At 48.0% G+C, this 20,464-nt stretch carries 22 protein-coding genes; 17 read left to right on the forward strand and 5 right to left on the reverse strand.

The window, feature by feature from the left end; translation table 11 throughout:
- Positions 1 to 87: 87 nt before the first annotated feature.
- A complete protein-coding gene (locus AC0LWN_RS30675; RefSeq protein ID WP_474672081.1) occupies positions 88 to 915 on the reverse strand; it encodes an SDR family oxidoreductase in 828 nt (275 codons plus the stop codon).
- A gap of 128 nt (positions 916 to 1,043) precedes the next feature.
- Here AC0LWN_RS30675 and AC0LWN_RS30680 point away from each other — a divergent pair, with 128 nt between their 5' ends.
- Positions 1,044 to 1,667: a TetR/AcrR family transcriptional regulator gene (locus AC0LWN_RS30680; RefSeq protein WP_474672083.1), complete on the forward strand. Its 624-nt coding sequence runs from the start codon at positions 1,044 to 1,046 to the stop codon at positions 1,665 to 1,667.
- A 28-nt stretch (positions 1,668 to 1,695) separates the two neighbouring features.
- Here the strand turns inward: AC0LWN_RS30680 and AC0LWN_RS30685 are convergent, their stop codons facing one another.
- Complete coding sequence (locus tag AC0LWN_RS30685) at positions 1,696 to 3,261, reverse strand: MDR family MFS transporter (RefSeq protein WP_474672085.1); 1,566 nt, start codon at positions 3,259 to 3,261, stop codon at positions 1,696 to 1,698.
- Positions 3,258 to 3,719 (reverse strand): MarR family winged helix-turn-helix transcriptional regulator, encoded by a 462-nt coding sequence (locus AC0LWN_RS30690; RefSeq protein WP_474672087.1) that lies wholly within the window; start codon positions 3,717 to 3,719, stop codon positions 3,258 to 3,260. Before AC0LWN_RS30690 ends, AC0LWN_RS30685 begins: the two co-directional genes overlap by 4 nt.
- Before the next feature lie 275 nt (positions 3,720 to 3,994).
- On the opposite strand from AC0LWN_RS30690, the gene AC0LWN_RS30695 reads away from it, so the two are divergent.
- From AC0LWN_RS30695 to AC0LWN_RS30725, 7 genes are all read left to right on the forward strand, one after another.
- Complete coding sequence (locus AC0LWN_RS30695; RefSeq protein ID WP_474672089.1) at positions 3,995 to 4,402, forward strand: MarR family winged helix-turn-helix transcriptional regulator; 408 nt, start codon at positions 3,995 to 3,997, stop codon at positions 4,400 to 4,402.
- Positions 4,371 to 5,315 (forward strand): alpha/beta hydrolase, encoded by a 945-nt coding sequence (locus AC0LWN_RS30700; RefSeq protein ID WP_474672091.1) that lies wholly within the window; start codon positions 4,371 to 4,373, stop codon positions 5,313 to 5,315. The genes AC0LWN_RS30695 and AC0LWN_RS30700 overlap by 32 nt, the downstream gene beginning before the upstream one ends.
- Positions 5,312 to 6,301 (forward strand): amidohydrolase family protein, encoded by a 990-nt coding sequence (locus tag AC0LWN_RS30705; RefSeq protein ID WP_474672093.1) that lies wholly within the window; start codon positions 5,312 to 5,314, stop codon positions 6,299 to 6,301. The genes AC0LWN_RS30700 and AC0LWN_RS30705 overlap by 4 nt, the downstream gene beginning before the upstream one ends.
- A gap of 107 nt (positions 6,302 to 6,408) precedes the next feature.
- Positions 6,409 to 6,921 carry a PadR family transcriptional regulator gene (locus AC0LWN_RS30710; protein ID WP_458967440.1) on the forward strand — a complete coding sequence of 171 codons (513 nt, stop codon included), beginning with the start codon at positions 6,409 to 6,411 and terminating at the stop codon, positions 6,919 to 6,921.
- Between the two features lie 15 nt (positions 6,922 to 6,936).
- Complete coding sequence (locus AC0LWN_RS30715; protein WP_474672096.1) at positions 6,937 to 8,307, forward strand: NAD(P)H-dependent oxidoreductase; 1,371 nt, start codon at positions 6,937 to 6,939, stop codon at positions 8,305 to 8,307.
- A gap of 302 nt (positions 8,308 to 8,609) precedes the next feature.
- Positions 8,610 to 9,212 (forward strand): YkoP family protein, encoded by a 603-nt coding sequence (locus AC0LWN_RS30720; protein ID WP_474672098.1) that lies wholly within the window; start codon positions 8,610 to 8,612, stop codon positions 9,210 to 9,212.
- 25 nt (positions 9,213 to 9,237) lie between these two features.
- A complete protein-coding gene (locus tag AC0LWN_RS30725) occupies positions 9,238 to 9,936 on the forward strand; it encodes a polysaccharide deacetylase family protein (RefSeq protein WP_474672100.1) in 699 nt (232 codons plus the stop codon).
- A 96-nt stretch (positions 9,937 to 10,032) separates the two neighbouring features.
- Here the strand turns inward: AC0LWN_RS30725 and AC0LWN_RS30730 are convergent, their stop codons facing one another.
- A complete protein-coding gene (locus tag AC0LWN_RS30730) occupies positions 10,033 to 10,314 on the reverse strand; it encodes a GNAT family N-acetyltransferase (protein WP_474672102.1) in 282 nt (93 codons plus the stop codon).
- 2 nt (positions 10,315 to 10,316) lie between these two features.
- Entirely contained in the window at positions 10,317 to 10,562 is a 246-nt protein-coding gene (locus AC0LWN_RS30735; RefSeq protein ID WP_474672104.1) for a (4Fe-4S)-binding protein, read from the reverse strand.
- Positions 10,563 to 10,746: 184 nt separating this feature from the next.
- Here AC0LWN_RS30735 and AC0LWN_RS30740 point away from each other — a divergent pair, with 184 nt between their 5' ends.
- From AC0LWN_RS30740 to AC0LWN_RS30780, 9 genes are all read left to right on the forward strand, one after another.
- Positions 10,747 to 11,427 carry a response regulator transcription factor gene (locus tag AC0LWN_RS30740; protein ID WP_474672106.1) on the forward strand — a complete coding sequence of 227 codons (681 nt, stop codon included), beginning with the start codon at positions 10,747 to 10,749 and terminating at the stop codon, positions 11,425 to 11,427.
- A gap of 91 nt (positions 11,428 to 11,518) precedes the next feature.
- Positions 11,519 to 12,442 (forward strand): ABC transporter ATP-binding protein, encoded by a 924-nt coding sequence (locus AC0LWN_RS30745; RefSeq protein WP_474672122.1) that lies wholly within the window; start codon positions 11,519 to 11,521, stop codon positions 12,440 to 12,442.
- The gene (locus tag AC0LWN_RS30750) at positions 12,435 to 13,232 is read left to right on the forward strand and encodes an ABC transporter permease (RefSeq protein ID WP_474672108.1); all 798 of its coding nucleotides are present in this window, start codon (positions 12,435 to 12,437) and stop codon (positions 13,230 to 13,232) included. Before AC0LWN_RS30745 ends, AC0LWN_RS30750 begins: the two co-directional genes overlap by 8 nt.
- 11 nt (positions 13,233 to 13,243) lie before the next feature.
- Positions 13,244 to 14,152 carry a sensor histidine kinase gene (locus AC0LWN_RS30755; RefSeq protein ID WP_474672110.1) on the forward strand — a complete coding sequence of 303 codons (909 nt, stop codon included), beginning with the start codon at positions 13,244 to 13,246 and terminating at the stop codon, positions 14,150 to 14,152.
- A gap of 37 nt (positions 14,153 to 14,189) precedes the next feature.
- A complete protein-coding gene (locus AC0LWN_RS30760) occupies positions 14,190 to 14,879 on the forward strand; it encodes a response regulator transcription factor (RefSeq protein WP_458967430.1) in 690 nt (229 codons plus the stop codon).
- Positions 14,876 to 15,880 carry a sensor histidine kinase gene (locus AC0LWN_RS30765; protein ID WP_474672112.1) on the forward strand — a complete coding sequence of 335 codons (1,005 nt, stop codon included), beginning with the start codon at positions 14,876 to 14,878 and terminating at the stop codon, positions 15,878 to 15,880. The genes AC0LWN_RS30760 and AC0LWN_RS30765 overlap by 4 nt, the downstream gene beginning before the upstream one ends.
- Positions 15,881 to 15,978: 98 nt before the next feature.
- On the forward strand, positions 15,979 to 16,734 hold the full coding sequence (locus tag AC0LWN_RS30770) for an ABC transporter ATP-binding protein (protein ID WP_474672114.1): 756 nt from the start codon (positions 15,979 to 15,981) through the stop codon (positions 16,732 to 16,734).
- Positions 16,731 to 18,659 carry an FtsX-like permease family protein gene (locus tag AC0LWN_RS30775; protein WP_474672116.1) on the forward strand — a complete coding sequence of 643 codons (1,929 nt, stop codon included), beginning with the start codon at positions 16,731 to 16,733 and terminating at the stop codon, positions 18,657 to 18,659. The genes AC0LWN_RS30770 and AC0LWN_RS30775 overlap by 4 nt, the downstream gene beginning before the upstream one ends.
- Before the next feature lie 634 nt (positions 18,660 to 19,293).
- Positions 19,294 to 20,464, forward strand: a 1,171-nt coding sequence (locus AC0LWN_RS30780) for a cell envelope integrity TolA family protein (protein WP_474672118.1), incomplete at its 3' end; no start/stop codon positions are given.

Below are 20,464 nucleotides of genomic sequence, written 5' to 3' on the forward strand. Positions count from 1 at the left end.
ATCAGGAGACAACAGCGGCCGGAAGTCCAAACATTCCCCGCAGTTATGACCAGTCCCCAATATGGAAATGTTTAGAGTTCAGCTAGTTTACATCGAGAAGTCATTTCCCAGATATACGTTCGGCGCCGTCAGGTACAGCTCCCGGACTACTACATTCCGGGGCTGCTGCAGCGCATAAATCACCGCTCCCGCAATGTCATCCCCGCTCAGGAAGGTCTGTCCCATCGCTCCGCTAATGCGGGTTATCAGCTCTTCCGGCAGATGGTCTCCCTGCTTGAAGTCAACCTCCATGCCCAGCTTGCGGGCAAGCTGCATTACGGCCTCCGGCTCCAGGTTCCGTCCGAAGTTAGTTGCCACCGCACCAGGAAGAAGCGTTGTTATCTGAATCGGTTCGGTTGCAAGCTCCCGTGTGAGCGCTTGTCCAAGCGCGTTCACCATATGTTTGGTGGCGCTGTAGAAATCGCGTCCCGGCTCATAGGCATTGCCTGAGGAAATATTAATGATATGCCCGGGGGCACCGCCTTTGTTCAGACGCATCGCTTGAACGGCTGCTTGCGAACCTGCAAGCAGGGCTACAATATTGACATCAATCATTTCCTTCCAGTCCTCAACCTTCGTATCCACGATGTTGCCATGAATGTGCAGGCCGGCGTTGTTGACCATAATATCCAAGTGGCCTGTCTGTTCCTGAGCCTGACGGATAAAGCTCTGCAGCTTCCCGGTATCCCGGAGATCAAACGCGCTATAAGTCGCCTGTCCGCCAGCCTGTTCAATTTGTGTTTTTAAGCCATCGAGCTGCTCCTCACTTCTTCCTGTAATAAAGACATGCGCACCTTCGTGTGCGAGCCGGCTGGCAATGGCGCGTCCAATACCGCTGGATGCTCCGGTAATGACGGCTGTTTTATTGTTCAGCATGATCTTTTCCTCCTTTAGATAATAAACGGTGTGTTGATTTATGAACCATGTGTTTATTATAATTAGGGCATATTGGATATACAATAATCACTATTTCGAATAGTGTTCATTAAGTGGAGGGAGTTCTTGTGAACAAAACCGATGATCTTCGGGTGGTCAGAACGAGAAGGATGATTGACGAGGCTTTTTTTGCGCTGGTTGAGGAGCAGGGAATTGAAAGTGTGAATGTAAGGAGCCTGACTGCCAAGGCGGGAATCAACCGCGGTACCTTTTATCTGCATTATCTGGATATTTACGATCTGATGGAGAAGATGGAGGATCGGATTATAGAGCAACTGAACAACCTGCCCGCTCAGAGTGAGCCGAAAGAGCTGCTTGGCAGCGGGCTACAGGATGAGCCGTTTCCATCGATTGTCCAGTTTATCCGCTTTATGACGGAGCAGCACCGTTTTTTCGCTATTTTTTTCGCCCAGGAGGGAACCTCTTTCGGCAAAAGATTAAGAGCCCTGATCCTGAGGCGCATGTATGAAAAGCTGCCTATGCGGACCTTGGAGCAAGACAGCCTGGCAGTTCCTGCAGATTACATTGTTGCTTATTTCAGCTCAGCCCACTTCGGTGTGATCCGGCATTGGTTCGAGACAGGAAGAACGCTTCCCCCGGATGAGCTGGCATTGATTTTAACCCGCCTGGTCCGGGACGGCCCGCTGCTGACCGCGCTTAACCGCAAGCCGGAGAAGCCAAAACACTCTTAAAGTGTTGAAAGCGCACTAGAATACAGGTTTACTTCTTACTTCGGGTATGATCCGGCATCAGGAATGAGAGGGCGGCAGCAGCAAGGACGATGATTAAAGAGGCCAGAAATATATCATGAATGGCCGTAGAGAGAATGCCATAGATCTCTATTAAGAACCTGTTGAAATTGTCTATTGCAGCAGGCGGGATTTGTTCCTTCAAGGCATTTATAGTTTGAGTATCCATCAGCGCTTGGGGTGAGCTTAGGACGGCACTGAAATCGATGGATGGATCAGCAGCGGAGAACCTGGATATGTCTATATTCTTAATCCCGCTTGTAAGGGATGACAGCATAATAGCGCCAAACACAGCAGAAGCAATAGTTCCACCGATATTTCTGAAAAATTGAACCGTGGCTGTGACGATCCCCATTTGAGTCTGTGGAAAAGCATTCTGGACCGCCAGCGTAAAGACCGGCATATTGAGCCCAATGCCCAGCCCGGAAATCACCATGGCCACATCAACCTCTAGAATCGTTGAACCTGCATTCAGTCTTGTCAGGATGAAGAATCCTATTGCTGTGATGATAAATCCGGTGATTGCGATGACCTTGAGTTTTCCCGTTTTGGAGATTATTTTTCCGCCAAGCACGCTTGCGATCGCAAAGCTTAGCATGAGCGGTGCCGTGGCCAGGCCGGAATTCGTTGCATCTTTGCCCAGCACAACCTGTGTAAATAAGGGAATAAACAGTACCGCTCCAAACATGCTGGCGTTAGATAGGAACACCATTGCCGTTGTTACACGAAATGTTTTGTCTTTAAAAAACCCCAAGGGGAGAATAGGCTCCTTTGCGGTCCTTTCAATCACAACAAAAATGATGAGTGCGAGCACAGAAAAAATAAACATACAGATAATCTCCGGTGATGACCATTCGAATTTTTTCCCGGCCCATGTAAAAGCCAGAAGCAGGGGAACAAGGCCCACAATTAAAGCTGCCGTGCCTGCGTAATCCACAGTTCTTGGTGCGGAGCTTTCGTTGTGGAGAGTGGGGACGGTGGTCAGGATAAGGAATATAAACAGTATGCCAATCGGAAGATTGATGTAGAATATCCATCTCCAGCCGAAGTGATCCGCGATCATCCCTCCAAGAATGGGGCCAATAATACTTGCCAATCCAAATGCGGAGTAAGCGATTCCTGTGTTCTTTGCTCTTTCATCAGGCGGGAAAATATCTCCGATCATGGCAAATGTGTTGGCCATTAAGATCCCGCATCCCAAGCCTTGGATGCCTCTGAATATAATCAGCTGGAGCATGCTTTGCGATAGTCCGCATAAGCAGGAACCGATCAGGAAGGCTGCCGCACCTATCATGAAAAAGAGCTTGCGTCCAAAGGTATCGGCGAGCTTTCCGGCGATAGGGGTAATGATCGTTGAGAACAGCATGTAAATGGTTAAGGGCCAAGCGAACAAATCCAGGCCATTCAGGTCATCGGTAATATTTTTCATCGCCGTAGAAATAATCGTGCTATCCAAAGCCGTTAGAAGAACACTCAGAGTCAGACCTACCATAATTACATTTTTTTGTTTTTGGGTTAGAGCTTCAATAGGTTTCACAATATTTCATCTCCCGATTCAGTTTTAGACATCAGCTGCTGCACAATCATCAGTGAATGTATGAATTGCTCGGATTCCTCATCACTGAGGATAGCAAACCTCTTACTGATCCTAAGCTTTAGGTTCTGTTTATTATTTACTGCCAGTTCCTTGCCTTTGTCAGTGAGTGCAATATTAACAATTCTACGATCTTCCTGATCTGGAACTCTTTCTATCAGCTCTGCTTTAAGTAGTTTGTCCACTAATACAGTCATTCTGGATTTGGATATCATCAGAATCTTCCCGACTGCTGAAATGGGAGCCCTCCCAAATTCTTCGAGTATATGTAATGTGACAAAATCTTGGTAGGTATACGACGGGTCAGATACCTCGTCTCTAAGCTGAAAAAAGTAACTTACAATTTCCGGGAAGACCTTCATCACCCCTTCTGCTACTTTATCTAGTTTGTTATCATCCAAATCCAATCTCCTCCTTAAAATTTAGATCAATAGTACATTTTGTTAATAGTACATTTTATGAATGGTACAATTTATGTACTATAATATAAATCTTCCCGCGTTCTAAGTCAACTAAAAATGACCAGATTAGTTGACACACTCAACATTTAGCGTTATAACATAGTTGACTTGATCAACTAATGGAGGCGGTCAAACTGGAGCTTTTACCTTTAGCCAGATATGTGGGGATATTTAACAGACAAACTCAGGCTTACATTACAGCAGCTTTTACCAGCTTGGACATAAGCTTTTCGGAAAGCATCCTGCTAATGAACCTGTACGGCAACGAAGGGATCAATCAGGAAGAGTTATCTGCTTTGCTATTTATTGATAAGGCTGCAACTGCGCGGTCCATCAAATCACTTGAAAGAAAAGGGTTTATCCGGCGGGAAACGATGCTGGAAGACAAGAGAGCCAAAAAGCTCTTTTTAACCCCTAAAGGAAGTGAGTATCAGGACTATTTCTACAAGCGTTTGGAAAAGTGGGAGAGGTATGTTACCGGAGGGATGGATGAAGGGGCAAAGGATCAGGTGACTAGAGGGCTGCAAATGATGGCTGAACAGGCGATGAATGTTGACCTTGACGAATTCACTATATTTGAGGAAGAAGGGTATGAACATGCCGCTGAACCCGAAACTGAATAAATTGCTTGAAACTGATTTTGAGCAACTCTATGCGCTGCCGCTTGATAAGCAAAGGGAATGGTACGCCGCAAGCTGGGATGATTGTAAAGGAAGCCCCGAAGAAGTTGGAGCTGTATACGATCTTACTGTTACAACATCCATAAGAGAAACACCGGTCAGAGTCTATCATCCTCAAGGATTTGGCCGTCATCCAGCCTTGATCTGGATCCATGGCGGCGGATTTGTGTTCGGAAATATTGAAGTGTATGACCCGGTATGCCGCGCGATTGTGAACACTGCGAAATGTGCGGTAATCTCCATAGAATATGGCTTGTCGCCGGAGCACAAGTTCCCTGAGCCGGTGGAAGAATGCTACCAGGTTGTGAAATGGATCGCTGATCATGCGGATAAATTGAATATTCTGCCCGATAAAATCGCCATCGGCGGCGACAGCGTAGGGGGAACCCTTACGGCTGTAATTAGCCAATTGTCCAGAGATAAAGGGGAATTTAAGCTTGTATATCAGCTCATTATTAATGCAATGCTAGATTTAATGGGTGAGACAAAACCGCAATCCCGGGTGGACAATGCTGTAGGCTACAGACTCACCACCAAAGGCATCGAGTGGTTTGTCCGTCAATACTTGAATGAATTAAGCGAGGCCAAGAATCCGCTCGCTTCACCACTGCTGGCCGACAACTTCGGAGAGCTTCCTCCTGCATGTATCATTACTTCAGAATTTGATCCACTGAGAGATGAAGGAGAACTGTATGCGCAGCGTTTGTCTACGGCCGGGGTTGACGTTTGTCTGAAAAGATACGATGGCGTCATTCATGGCTTTTTCAACATGCAGATGACGTTAGAGGAAGCAAGAGACGCTCTGACTTTGGTATGTACAAAATTAAGCGAAGCTTTCAATGAGGAATTGCGATGACAGCGAAAATTGATCTTCATTCCCATTACCTGCCACAGGCGTACAGAGAAGCATTGCTTCAGTTCTGTGAACCGAACCCCGACGGGTTTCCTACTCCTGCATGGAGTCCTGAACTCCATTTGGAGACTATGGACGATTTGGGGATTGCTGCTTCTATGCTCTCCTTGTCATCCCCCCATATTCATTTTGGAGACAACAATGCTACGAGAGACTTGGCCCGGATTGCCAACGAAGAAGGTGCGGAGCTTGTAAGGAAATATCCCGGGAAGTTTGGCTTGCTGGCCTCTTTGCCCTTGCCGGATATTCAGAATAGTATTGTAGAGATTCAATATGCGCTGGATGTCCTGCATGCGGATGGCTTCACATTGCCGACGAACGTACTGGGGGTGTACCTGGGCAATCCAGGCTTGGTGGACATATTTGCAGAATTGAACAACCGTAAAGCCATAGTCACTCTCCATCCTAATAAACCGGGCCTTGTGCCAGAGCATGTAGCGGAAGATTTGCCTATTCCCATGATGGAATTTTTCTTCGATACGACCCGCACGGTTATGAACCTGATCTTAACAGGAACCCTGAACCGCTTCCCCGATATAAAATTTATTGTCCCCCATGCCGGAGCATTTCTGCCGGTTCTCGCCGACCGGATTGCACCAGCTCTTCAAATGATGCCCTCAGTCTTCAGCGGACATATGGAAAATGCTGCAGTGGATATTTATGCGGCTCTGCAAGGAATGTACTATGACCTTGCCGGAGCCTGTCTGCCCAGACAACTGGCGAATCTGCTGCCATTGGTTGGAGCGGAGCATCTCATGTACGGCAGCGACTACCCTTACACACCCGGCTTCGCCTGCAAGGTTTTAGCAGATGACTTGGACAGAACGGACCTGCTGACAGATGAACAGCGCAGGCAGATTTATTGTGACAATGCGCTGCGTTTATTTCCGAATATCGCACCCGATAAGAATGGCAAGCTGACAAAGTAAATTATTGACAAAATGAATGGATTGTTTTATTGTATGTCTAAAGGATATATGTTGAAACGACATATGTTGAAACGACATATGTTCAAACGGAATATGTGGAGGGTGAAATGTTAGAGTACATTATGCTGGGTTTTTTAATGAACGGTGAACTGAGCGGTTATGACTTAAAGCAGTGTATGGTAAAAAGCACGTCGAATTTTTTTGATGCCAGCTTTGGAACAATATACACTGCACTAAAAAGAATGGAGGCTAGAGGCGCAATAGATTCGCGTGAGGTTGTTGATGGAGGGAAGCTTAAAAAGCTGTATTCAATCAGCGGGGATGGAAAATCTGAGTTTATGAAATGGCTGGAACTGCCAGTAGAGTTCACAAGGACCAAACCGGATCATCTCGTTAAGGTGTTCTTTTTGGGATTTCTTCCTAAGGAAAAGGCAATAGAGAAATTGCAGGCCCTTATTGCTGAAGTTGAAAAAGTTTTTAACAGCCTCAGGAAACATGAAAACCAAATAAAGGAATCATATGATGTGTATCAATTTTCTACGTTAGTTTTCGGAATCAATTATTATAAATACGTTATTGAATGGGGCAATAAGTTATTGAGCGATTTAGAGAACGCGTAAAACAGGAGGTGCCGGATGAAGATAACGGTTCTGAACGGAAGCCCAAAAGGCGAGGAAAGTGTGACGATACAGTATGTGAAATATTTAGAGAAAAGATTTCCGCAGCACGAGTTTATTTACATTAATGTTGCCCATTCGCTCAAAAAACTCGAGAGTGATTTAACATTTTTCAACAAAGCAATTGGGAGTGTAGCAAGCGCTGATGGAGTCATCTGGGCGTTTCCTCTTTATTTTTGCATGGTGCATTCCCATTACAAGCGCTTTATAGAGTTAATCTGGGAGAGAGGCGTGCAGGATGCTTTTAAGGACAAATACACGGCATCGGTGGCTACTTCCCTGCATTTTCACGATCATATTGCGCTGAACTATATTCATTCTATATGTGATGATTTGGGAATGCGGTATATTGATTCTTTTTCCGCTCATATGAATGATTTGATGCAAGAAAAGGTGCGAAGCAATTTGATCCTTTTTGCAGAGAACGTGTTTGAAAGTATAGAGAAAAGAAATAAGACATTAAGAACGTACATGCCCATCCAATACAGCGCTGTTGATTATATACCTGGAGAAGTGAAACGCACACTCGAAAATAAGGGGCAAAGGATCATTATTGTGACTGATTCCGTCGATCAGACGGGCAATATTGGTAGAATGGTGGATCGTTTCAGAAAGCTAACTCAAGCAGAAGTGATTGATATATCTGCCATAGAGATAAAGGGCGGCTGTAAGGGATGCATAAAGTGCGGGTTCGATAATCAATGTATATACGGGAAAAGCGATGACATCCAAAAAATCTATGAGCAAATAAGAGAGTTTGACATTATTGTCTATGCAGGCGGGATGAAGGACAGATATTTATCAGCCACATGGAAAATATTTATTGAACGGAGTTTTTTTCGGACCCACCAACCCCAGTTTACAGGCAAGCAAATGGGGGTTCTAATCTCAGGACCTTTAAGCCAGAACAGTAATTTACTTGAACATTTGCAGGCTCTTATAGAGTTTGATGGAGCAAATCTGGCGGGAATTCTTACGGATGAATACGGGGATTCCGCGGAAATCAATGAAAGAATGGAAGCCTTGGCTCACAAGCTCGTGCAGTTCTCTGCACAACACTACCTTAGACCACAAACGTTCCTTGGGATCGGCGGTATGAAAATACTAAGAGATGATATATGGGGAAACCTCAGATTTGTTTTTCAAGGCGATCACAGATATTATAAAAAGCATGGATTATACGACTTTCCACACAAGAAGTATGGCACGAGAATGGTCAATTCAATAATGATTCCGCTGACTAAGCTGCCCCCTGTAAAGAAAAACATCCGGCAAAACATCAACAAGTATATGGTTATCCCCCATAAAAATGTTGTCAAAAATAAGTAACTTGCGCAAGGATGGCATAACATATTCATTATAGAAATGGACTTGGCGAAACGCCAGGTCTATTTTTCTGTTTGCTGCCCGGTAGAAGGTAGATTAGCTAAATTCTCCAAATTGCAGGGCTTGGCGGATGCCAGGCGTCTAAAAGAACAAGTGGCGCTGGACCAAAATGGAAATCAGCTTGCCCTCCCGCGAATCTCAAATGGCTAACCTCAACTTAAGATTATCGTAAGATTCGGCTAAGAAAAAAGAAATGATTGGCAGCTACAATTAGGATTAATGACGACAATGGACTACTTAGGGGGATGAACGAGATCATTATCAAACCAAGCAAAACCACGGTACAGTCGGTCTGGATGTTATGGGAAAAAGCCTTTGCGCTCAGTTCACGTTTTCGTGGAGCCGGTACGACGCACTTTGGCATATGCAGTGTAATGCTTAAAAAGCATAGAGGGCAGCCCATCGTATGCGAGGATTCCACGGTCATTCAGCCTGGAGAGTGGGTGGGGGAGCTCCATCTTGATAACGGAAGCATTCTTAAGCTTATTCAAACCGAAGGCTCGAACCGGGCTGCGCTTCAGACAGCGCGAATGCTGCGTCAATCCATGCGGCAGATCAATGAGGCCTTTGAAACGCAAAGCGAATTTAAGCAGGTGAAGGCAGTATTAGGGATCACGCTTCTCCACCGGGGAATCACCCATGGTCTTGGATTTGAGCAGCAGAACCTCCAGCCCGGTTTTTTTAGACGCATGACTACCATTTATCTCCGCTTGCTGCTGTCTGCGCTGCATCCGGAAGGGCGGGAGCGGATTGGCCAGCGGACCGAACAACTGGTGCCGATGAGGCTGGTCCATTCGCGGGCTTCACTGAAACAGCGGTTCTCGCCTGCACAGAAATTGTCGGGGTAATTAGAGATGGAGTGAGGGAGGACACATGTTCAAATACACGGCAAGCGCAATAGTATTTATCGTAACTCTATACATGCTCGTACCCGTTCTGATCACACGCATGGCCGGATTAGGTGTCATTCGTAAAGGAAGGACCTGTGGACAGGTCGCTTTTACTTTTGATGATGGACCACACCCGGAGTACACCCCAAGGCTGCTCGATTTATTGGAGGCTCACCAGGTGAAGGCAACGTTTTTTGTGCTTGGAGCCCAAGCGGAGGAGTATCCTGATTTGATCAGAAGAATGGACAGGGAAGGCCATCAGATCGGCATCCATAATTATTGCCATACGTCCAACTGGCTGATGCTGCCCGGCACGATCCGGCGCAAACATCTGGAGCGCTCCGCCGATATTATAGAGTCGATTGTCGGCACGAGACCTGACCATTATCGTCCGCCTTGGGGATTAATCAATCTATTTGATTTCTGGCGTCTCAAGCAGTACCGGATTGTTCTATGGACGCTGATACCGGGTGACTGGAGCAGCCGGGTCTGTCAGACCAGGCTGCAGTCAACGCTATTAGGCCGGATTACTGACGGCTCAATTATTGCGTTGCATGACAGCGGCGAGACAGTAGGAGCGGACCGCCAAGCGCCTCATTTCATGCTGCAGGCTCTAGAGCAAGCACTGAAGCAACTGAAGACCAGAAATCTGGAGTTCGTCCGGCTGGATGAAATGGCGTGAAAGCATCTGAAATAGCCTGTAGACCAGACCCTCCCGGGGTGCGGTTTACAGGCTGTCTGCAAATTTAAGAATTTATATGTTTCACACTATAAATTTTTACTTATTGAGAACATCCGCATATTCGGAGTTCTGTTCGAACCGGCCCTTAGCAAACGGACATAATGGCACAATTTTAATTCCGTTTTCCCGGGCATACTCCACAATTGCTTTTACAAGCTTGTCGCCAAGCCCCTGTCCCCGATAAGCTGTGTCAACGAAAGTGTGATCAATAATATAAAGCTCCGGGTGTGAGATGACATACGTCATTTCTGCAGCAATTGAGTCTTGATCCCGGATAAAAAATTTTCTGCCCGCTGTGTCATGTTCTACAGTATGCATTTTTATACCTCTTTCATCGTTGAATGTTCATCGCTCAGACGCGCATATTGTAGTGCTCCGCTTGGACATTTGTCAATATGTCTGGCAAGCTCCTCCGCAGTGGCGGCGTCAGGGTCTACCCACGGGCGTTTGCTTAAATTAAAGACGGAAGGGAAGCCCTTAACGCAAACACCGGAATGTATGCATTTCTCTGAATTAAATGTAACGTTGATATCCTTCCCGTAGTACACCTTTTGTTCACTGCTCATTTCTTTACACCCTTCCTGCATTTTTAAAATATACTTTAAGTGTATACCCATTTGTGAATTAAGTGAAGCACTACAATATATGGAAGGTGAGGCCTAACCCCATTCACAGGTTCTGTGTTAAAATGATTCTGGAATTTTGGGTAAATGTTCCATACCTGCAGCCAGGAAGGGATTGGGTAGAACTGTGGAGAGTATTCTAATTATTGAAGACCAGGAGGATGTCAATCTGATGCTGGCGGAAGCTTTGGCGGATGCGGGCTACAATGTGAAATCCTCTTATACAGGCATTGATGACAACGTGGAGCTTCGTAGCAACACATATGATCTGGTTCTGCTCGATATTATGCTCCCCTTCAAGAACGGGGACGAGCTGCTTAAAGAGCTGCGCGAATATTCGGATATCCCCGTAATCATCATTTCCGCCAAGGGGATGATCGGGACGAAGATTGATCTGCTCAAGCTGGGCGCGGATGATTATATTACCAAACCTTTTGATTTGGGTGAAGTGATCGCACGGGTAGAGTCCAATCTGCGCCGGTCCCATAAGCTGAAGCGGGAGAGCACAGTTTTGCGTTATAAAGATTTATTGCTGGATACTGGCACCAAGCATGTCACTGTGAGCGGGGACGATGTGGAGCTGACAGCCAAGGAATATATGATTCTGGAGCTGCTGCTGACGCACGCCGGCAAGGTGTTCACCAAGTCCAATCTGTATGAGTCGGTCTGGCAGGATGAATATCTCGGCGATGACAATGCGGTGAAGACTCATATCAGCAACCTGCGCACTAAGCTTAGACAATTCAATCCGCAGGAGGAATATATCGAAACGGTGTGGGGCCTGGGCTATCGGCTATACAAGAAGTGAAGGTAGTATGCTCAGAACTTCTTTTTGCTGCACTTAACCTTTTCTAAACCTTTGAAAATTACTGTAGAGCCAGAAAGGGCTGGTGAGCAAAATGAAAGAAGCTGTTCTAAGAACAAACAACCTGACAAAAAGCTACCGGGGCCAGAGAGTGCTGCATAATGTGTCCATCACACTGGAAGCCGGTAAAATCTATGGCCTGATTGGACAGAATGGAGCGGGAAAAACTACACTCATGCGGCTTATTGCGGGGCTCAGTTTTCCTGCCGGCGGTAGCATTGAGCTTTTCGGGCATACAGGAGAAAAGGCTTTACAGGCTGAACGTAAGAGATTGGGCTCCATGATTGAGTACCCCAGTATCACCCTGAATATGACCGCTAAGGAAAATCTGAAGCTTCACCGGATCATGCGGGGCATCCCCAATCAGGAGGTGGAGCAAGAGCTGCTGGAGTTCGTCGGCCTTGCGGATACCGGAAACAAGAAGGTGAAGAATTTCTCCCTGGGCATGAAGCAGCGGTTAGGGATTGCTATCGCTTTGCTTGGAAATCCTGAACTGCTTATTCTGGACGAGCCAATCAATGGCCTAGACCCGTTAGGTGTCGTGGAAATCCGCAATTTGCTCAAACAATTGTGTGATGATCAGCAAATGACCATTCTGATCTCAAGTCATAACCTCCCGGAGCTGTATCAGACGGCAACGGATTATATTATCATCCATAAAGGCGAGGTCAGACAGACGCTTACGCTGGCACAGCTTGAAGAACGCTGCAGGCATCATATTAGGATTAGCTGTGACAATCCCGGGATGCTGGCAAGTGTTCTGGAAATGAAGCTGAATACGAAGAACTACAACGTGCTGCCGGATCATACAGTCAAGCTCTATGATTACCTGGACGACAAAGAAAAAGTATCGCGAGTCCTCTATGAGAATGGAATTGTTGTGACTAACCTTTCGGTTGAGGGTGACACGCTTGAAGATTACTTTATTTCTGTTGTTGGGGGTGGCAGCAATGTATAATCTGATTTGGGCTGACTTGTATAAATTGCGTAAATCCTTAGCCATTAAAATCCTATTTGGAATCACAACAGTAAGCGCGGTGGCGATGGCAATTATGGCCAATCTAATCCCACAGGGTAAGGTTGATGAGAGTATGACCGGCATCGGGTTCCTGTTCTCAGATGTTAACGTAATTAGTATTCTCGGGGCGGTTATCGCCGGGGTCTTTATCTGCGGTGATTTTGATAACAAAACAATTCATAATGCTATAGCGACTGGAAGCAGCAGGGTAGCCGTCATTATAAGCAAGACCATTGTATTCTGCATGGCGCTGGGCTTCATCCTGCTCCCCTATGCCATTATTACAGGTATTGCGCTTGGCACGAATTCCGAATATAGTATGGGTTCTGTGGCCATGGGCTTTCTCCATGTGCTGACGTCAGGAGCGGGCAGCGGTTTTTCAGCCTCTGTAGTATTGAAGCTGCTCGGGCTCAGCTTGACCTTGATGATCGTCTACATGGCACAACTGAGTATTACCGTACCTCTCGCCTTTGTGCTCAAGAAGCCGGTTCTTGTGGTTGCTATTTTTTATGGGTTCTCCATTCTATGCGGGCAGCTTGGGGGCCTGGCAGAGAGATATCCGGGGTTTGACCGCATTTTCTCCGCTACTCCATTTAGTGGAAACTATTCGCTTATGACGATAAATACAGGTACGGGAGTTATTTTCAAGGCAATTGCAGTGAGTCTGATATTTCTGCTTGTGATGCTTGCCATCACGTACAGCGTATTTCGGAGAACGGAAATCAAGTAATTGAAGGGCCGGTGAAGGCTTTGACGACAGCGGTTGTCATTTTGTTTTTTTTAGTTATTTTGCTCGCCATGTATAACATCTTGCTCCGGCTGCAGCTACGCAATATTAACGGGCAGCTTGAGAAGAGGCTGAGTGAAAGAACGCGGCAGCCGCTTAGTCTGGAACTGATCAACCGGGAGCTGAATCGATTGACAGCAAATATTAACAAATGCCTGAAGGCGGAGGAGAACCTCCGTCTTGACAGCATTCGCGAAGAAAAACGCTTCAAGGAAATGATTGCGAATATCTCACATGATCTGCGGACGCCGCTTACCGCCATTAAGGGGTATCAGCAGCTTGTGGAGAGGGGAAATCTGCCAGATGGAGAGCGGGACAAGCTGCGGATTGCCGGGAAACATGCGGATGAACTGGGCAGCTTGATTGAGCAATTTTTTGAATATTCCTATCTTGTGAATGCGGAGCCGGAGCCTGAGCTGCGGCGGATCAATCTGACGAACCTTGTTGCGGAGTGTCTGGCAGAAGCCGCCGAAGCTTTTGAAGACCAGCATTTGGCGGTGCATATTGCTGAAGCTGCGCCCGTGTATGCTTTTGCCGATAAGGATATGGTCGTAAGAATTGTTCACAATCTCATCCGTAACTGTATAGCGCATTCCGATGGTGACTTGGAGGTACAGATACGGACAACGCAGAATGCGGTCATTGTGTTTCGAAATCATGTGAAGCATGCTGCTGAAATGGATGTGAACCGGCTGTTCGAGCGTTTTTACACAGCCAATAAAGCAAAGAGCAGAACCACGGGTCTCGGACTGTCCATAGTCAGGCTTCTGGCCGAACAGCTTGGAGGCAGCACAGGCGCAGCTATACAAGACGGGTTTCTTGAGATCAGCGTTGAGCTTCCGGTACCGGCTGAGGACAACTAGAGAAATATAGAACAAGATTCGAAAGGGGGCGGCTCCACTGTTCAAAATCATGCTTATCGAAGACGATGTTACGCTTTTCAGTGAGCTCAAGGAACGATTGTCTCAGTGGTCCTATGAGGTCTACGGCATTTCGGATTTCGGCAACGTCATGGAGGAATTTGCGGCGGCCCAGCCGGAGCTGGTCATTATCGACATCCAGCTTCCGCGCTTTGACGGGTTCCACTGGTGCCGGATGCTGCGCGCCCACTCCAATGTGCCGATCATCTTTCTGTCCTCCCGCGACCATCCAAGCGATATGGTGATGTCCATGCAGCTTGGAGCCGATGATTTTATGCAGAAGCCGTTCCATTTCGATGTGCTTATCGCCAAAATCCAGGCCACGCTGCGCCGGGTATACAACTATAACACCGAGCGGATCGAGCTGAAAACCTGGCGCGGAGCAACGATTGAATATGGGAAGAATACAATCACGAACGGCCTTGGCACTGCGCTGCTGACAAAAAACGAAATGTTCATTCTGAAGCATCTGGCCGAGCGCAAAAATCAGATCGTGGAGCGTGAGGAGCTCATCAAAAGCCTGTGGGACAACGAGCATTTTGTAAGCGACAATACGCTGACCGTGAACGTGAACCGGCTGCGCAAAAAGCTGGAGCCGCTGGGCCTCAGCGATTTTATCGAAACCAAAGTGGGACAAGGCTATATGGCGACTGAGGAGACGGCGTCATGATATGGAAATACATAAAGGAAAGGCGGAGCTGGCTGCTCCTGCTTGGCGTAATGCAGGCGATCATTCTGTTCGTGGCCTATGTTGATGCTACAATTCCGTTTCTGCCGGTGCTCTACATTGTTGTATTGAATGTTCTGGTCTGTATCACTTTTGTGTTTATCAGATACCCAAAGGAGACCCGTTTCTATAAAAGCATGGCGGCCTGGGACGAAGTGTATGATCACAGCACATTCAGCGAAGCTGCAAGCCCGTTCGAGCAAATGGTGCAGGAAGCGGTGAATACCCAAACCGAACGGTACAGGAAGGAATCTGCGCTGAATTTCCGTCTGCTGGAGCAGGAGAAGGATGATCTGCTGTCCTGGATTCATGAGGTCAAAACCCCGCTTACTGCCATGCAGCTGATGATCGAACGATTGCCGGACGAGATGCTGCAGAGCCAATTAATGTACGAATGGCTGCGGATCCATCATTTGCTCGACCAGCAGCTTCATCAGAAGCGGATTCCGTTCATGCGCAACGACCTGTTCATCGAAATCACCCGGCTAGAGCCGATTCTGAACAAAGAGATCCGGGCATTGAAATCCTGGTGTATTCCCAAAGGCATCGGGTTCGACGTATCACTTGCTGTAGAAGAGGTGTTAACTGATGGCAAATGGCTTGGCTTCATGCTTCGGCAGCTGCTGACGAATGCGGTAAAATACAGCGAAATCTCCGATATCCTCATTGTGAGCCGGGAAGTGGACGGACACGCCGTGCTTGTCATCGAGGATCAAGGACGGGGGATTGATCCGAGGGATTTGCCGCGGATTTTTGACAAAGGCTTCACCTCGACACTGGGCCGGCAGGAAGGAGCCGCGACCGGAATGGGGCTGTATCTGACAAGACAGGTGGCGGAGGCGCTGCTGATCGGCATTCAGGTGGAGTCCACGCCCGGGGAGGGTACAACGTTTACTTTAACCTTTCCACGGGAAAATGACTTCCTGCGGATTACGGGCGTGTGACAAGAATGTCACATGCCTCTTCATATTGTTCGGCGAAACGCAGGAAAAGGAAGCAAAACCCGCTTATGATAGAACTATAGATAAGGAGTGGGTAAAACATGATGATTCTCGAAGCGAATAAAATTTATAAAACGTATGGCAATAAATTCAACAAACAGGAAGTGCTCAAGGGCATTGACCTCCAGGTGGACAAAGGCGAGTTCGTCGGCATCATGGGGGCATCCGGTTCGGGAAAAACAACTCTGCTGAATGTGCTGTCCTCCATTGACCGGGTAAGCCAGGGCACCATTGAAATTGAGGGTAAGGAATTTACAGGCATGAAGGAGAAGCAGCTTGCCGAGTTCCGCAAACACCATCTCGGGTTTATTTTTCAGGAATATAACCTGCTGGACACGCTTACGGTCAAAGAAAATGTGCTGCTGCCGCTCTCGATTACCGGTATTTCCAAGAAAGAGGCCCATCAGAGATTTGAGCAGGTGGCCGGCGAGCTGGGCATCTACGAATTGAAAGACAAATACCCGGCGGAAATCTCTGGCGGACAGAAGCAGCGGACGTCTGCGGCGCGGGCGTTTGTGCATGAGCCAAGCATTATTTTTGCGGATGAGCCTACAGGGGCGCTGGACTCCAAATCGGCGTCCGATCTGCTGAACAAGCTTGCCGACATGAATATGAAGCGTCAGGCCACAATCGTAATGGTCACTCATGATGCTGTTGCCGCCAGCTATTGCAGCCGGGTGGTGTTTATCCGCGACGGGCAGATTTACACTCAATTGAACAAAGGCGATGAATCCCGGCAATCCTTCTTCAATGACATCATTAAGACCCAGAGTGTACTAGGCGGTGTCCAGCAATGAGCCTGAATTATATCATTCTGCGCAATCTGCGGAAAAACATCAAAAACTATTACCTGTACGTCTTTGCGCTGATCTTCGGCGTGGCACTGTATTTTTCCTTCGTTACGCTGCAGTATGATCCCTCAATGGATAAAGTCGCCGGTACGGTCAAAGGAGGAGCGGCTATCGGCGCATCCTCGGTGCTGCTGGTAGCGATTGTTGCGATTTTCCTGCTGTATGCCAATACGATTTTCATCAAGCGGCGCAGCCGGGAGATTGGACTGTTTCAATTGATTGGGCTAACGAAGGGAAGAATCTTCACGCTGCTGAGCGCGGAGAACCTGATTCTCTATTTCGGTTCCATGATTATCGGGATTGGTGCCGGGTTCGCGATGTCGCGCCTGGTTCTGATGATTTTGTTCAAAATCCTGGAAATTGAAGCCGTAGCCAAGCTCCGCTTCTCTCCTGAGGCGCTGCAGCAGACTGTAATCGTTTTTGCCGCGGTATACCTGCTCATCATGCTCATGAACTATATGTTCATCAAAGGGCAGAGCATTCTCTCCCTGTTCAAAGTTACTTCCACCGCACAGGAGCGCATTAAGAAAATGCCGGTGTGGGAGATCGTCATTGGTCTGCTCGGCATCGGCTTTATCGCGGTTGGGTATTATTTATCCACCTTGCTCTTTAGCGGAAAAATAAACGGCATGAACGAGCTGATGACCTCGATGATTCTTATCCTTGGTCTGGTTATTATCGGCACGTATTTGTTCTATAAAGGCTCAGTCAGCTTCGTGTTCAACGCTATCCGCAAGAGTAAGAAAGGCTACCTTTCCATCAATGAGGTACTTTCGCTCTCGTCCATTATGTTCCGGATGAAGTCGAATGCGCTCCTGCTGACGATCATTACAACGGTATCCGCGCTGGCTATCGGGCTGCTGTCGCTCAGCTACATCTCGTATTATTCTGCCGGAGCGAATGCCAAGAGCAGCTCGCCTAACGATTTCGGGTTTTCCCGGGTGGAGGCTAAGGAGAAGTTTGAAGCGGCGCTGGATGCGGCGCAGATCAAATATAGAGAAATTCATATGCAGCCTGTCATGTTGGAAGTCGATGCTGCGAAGATTATGCCTAAGGATTCCTCAGACACCATTATTACTTCTTCCGTGGTCAGTGACAGCGGCTTGAAGGGACTGGATGTACAGCCCGGAGAAGTTCGGATTATGGGGTACAGCAGTGCTATTAGCAGCCTTATGTCACTGAGTGACACCGGGGAGGTTGGCTTTAAGACCTTGAACGGTACGATCAAGCAGCAGCTTATAAGTGTATCCGAGGATTCTATTGTGCCTTACTATTACAGCGGAGGCGCCGGCGTATTTGTTGTCGATGAGACGGTCTACCAGGAGCTGATTAAGGACCTGAATCCCAAGCTGCAAAAAGCAAAGGACAAGTCGGAGTACTACGGCATTGAGCTTGCCGACCGCTCGAAGATTGATAAGGCAAATCAAATTTTTACGGATCAGGCACCGGAGGTTCCAAGCTTTTCACAGCAAGAGTATGAAATGAGCCAGCGCAACAATATGGGGCTTATTATGTTTATTGTCGGCTTCCTGGGCTTGACCTTCCTGATTACTTCCGGCTGTATTCTGTACTTCAAGCAGATGGATGAGGGGGAGGAGGAAAAAGGAGGCTACACCATTCTGCGAAAATTGGGCTTTACCCAAGGCGATCTCCTGCGCGGCATTCAGCTCAAGCAGCTTTTCAACTTCGGAATTCCGCTGCTCGTTGGCCTGAGCCATAGCTATTTTGCCGTCAAGTCCGGCTGGTTCTTCTTCGGCACGGAAATGCTTACACCGACGATTCTGGTCATGCTGCTGTATACGGCGCTGTATTCCATTTTTGGCTTCCTGTCGGTACTGTATTACAAAAGAGTGATTCGTGAGTCGTTGTGACTTTAGCTAGTTGTATCTGGATTTAAAAGAGGCTGCCGAGATTATCTCGGCGGCTTTTTTGCTTGTTTGCGTGCCCTAGCTTAGTAGTAGATCGTTAGACTCTAAATGATGGAGTTCAAACGATACTCCGTCGAACAGATTAAGGCGTGGAGATCACGCTGCAGGCGTATCAGGTCCCACGAACAGAATCATCTCCTGGTCGAAAGAGTCTCTTCTTTTGTAACGGACTCAGCAGCTCTTATTTCTACTGGAAGTCCTTTTTCCGCAAGCGAACGGACTCCAGAGCTTTTACGGGCGGACATTTACCCCAAATTTACCTGCCGAAGAGGCAATAAGCGCGTTAAGGTCCGTTAGCTCGGATAAATGTATCCTTTTCAGGGGAATAAAGGCTTTACGGTCCGTTAAGAATCAGGAGGATTGATATGACGAAAACTCTCTCCTCCCGAACCACAAAGGCTCCGTCCTAAGCCACAGATTTAGAATTGATGCTGATCTAGACACAATCAGACGATGAAAGTCCGGTCGAGGTAAGAGCCAAGTCATATTTAAAATATTGCTTTCTCCACCTGGCTGTAAAAAGCGCTATAGAATTTACATCTTCTATAGGACTGATTTTACAGAGGGGGGACCCGGCTTGCAGACTCAGGCAACCGTGAGCAAGGAAAAAGAGAACACTTCCGTTAATCATAAACCATACAGCTATCCACAGATGTTCGTGAAGCCAGCGGCTGCGCGGCAGCCGGACCCGGTGGAAATTATCCGGCGTGTCCGCAAGAACCCGGCTTCGTTGACGCGGGAGGATCAGATGGCGCTCCAGCGGACCCTGGGCAACCGTGCCGTCGTTCAGTTGTTATCCGAGCTGAAGAAAAACGGCAAGAAAGAGGAGAAGACGGATAACGCGGTGGAGGCGAAGCAAGAGGGAGTGGGAGGGCTGGAAAAGCCCGTACAACCCGCATTAGCCACACAGGTGGAAGAGACGCCGGTGGTTAAGGTGGAGCAGCGGGCAAGTGAACCGCAGAGGCAGGGACAGAGCGTGGAGCAGGCAGCGGTGAGTAAGAGCAGCGCTGTACTTGAGCAACAGCATAATCAGAAGGAGAGGGCAAGTGAGAGAATAAAGGGGGAAGGTACTAGGAATTCGGTTGCTGGACAATTGGGCAGAGAAGAAAAAGCTGTAGCTGCTCAGAAGAAAGAAGCGGGAGTCGCGTCTAAAGCTACGGGCGGCGGGAATGATCCAGCGGCGGAGTCGGCTGAAGTGCAGTCAGCGGATGAGAAGGACGGCAAGGCTGGCGAGGACGCAAAGGGCAGCAAGGAAGCTAAGGATGGCAAGGGAAGCAAAGGCGGCAAGGAAGCCAAGGATGAGGACGGCAAGGACAGCAAGGGCGCTAAGGATGCCTCGGAGAAAGCTGAAAAAGGCGAAAAAGCCGCGCCAAAGGAGCCTTCACTGGGAGATGCCCTCGGCGCTATAGCCGGAGACGGCAAGGAAACCCCGGCCAAAGCCAAGAAGGTCAACATCCGTGGCGAAGATCCGGGGCAAATCCTGGATCAGCTTACCCAGGTGCAGCCTACCCAGATGGGCGACGCGTATGCCCAGGCTGTAGAGGTTTCCGCAGGAGCTTTTGAGAAGCAGAAGCAAAAGACCAAGCAGTCGCTCCCGGTGATCCCTACACCGACCGGACTGAAGGGGAAGGCAATACAAGCCCGGAAAAAACCGGTGCCGCTGAAGCACTCTGCTCCAGAGAGCTATAAGAGTGAGCGGTCCGGGGGAGCAGCAGCTCCGGGGAACCTCGAACGCATGAACATCGGCT

It is taken from the genome of Paenibacillus sp. sgz302115, from assembly GCF_056120445.1.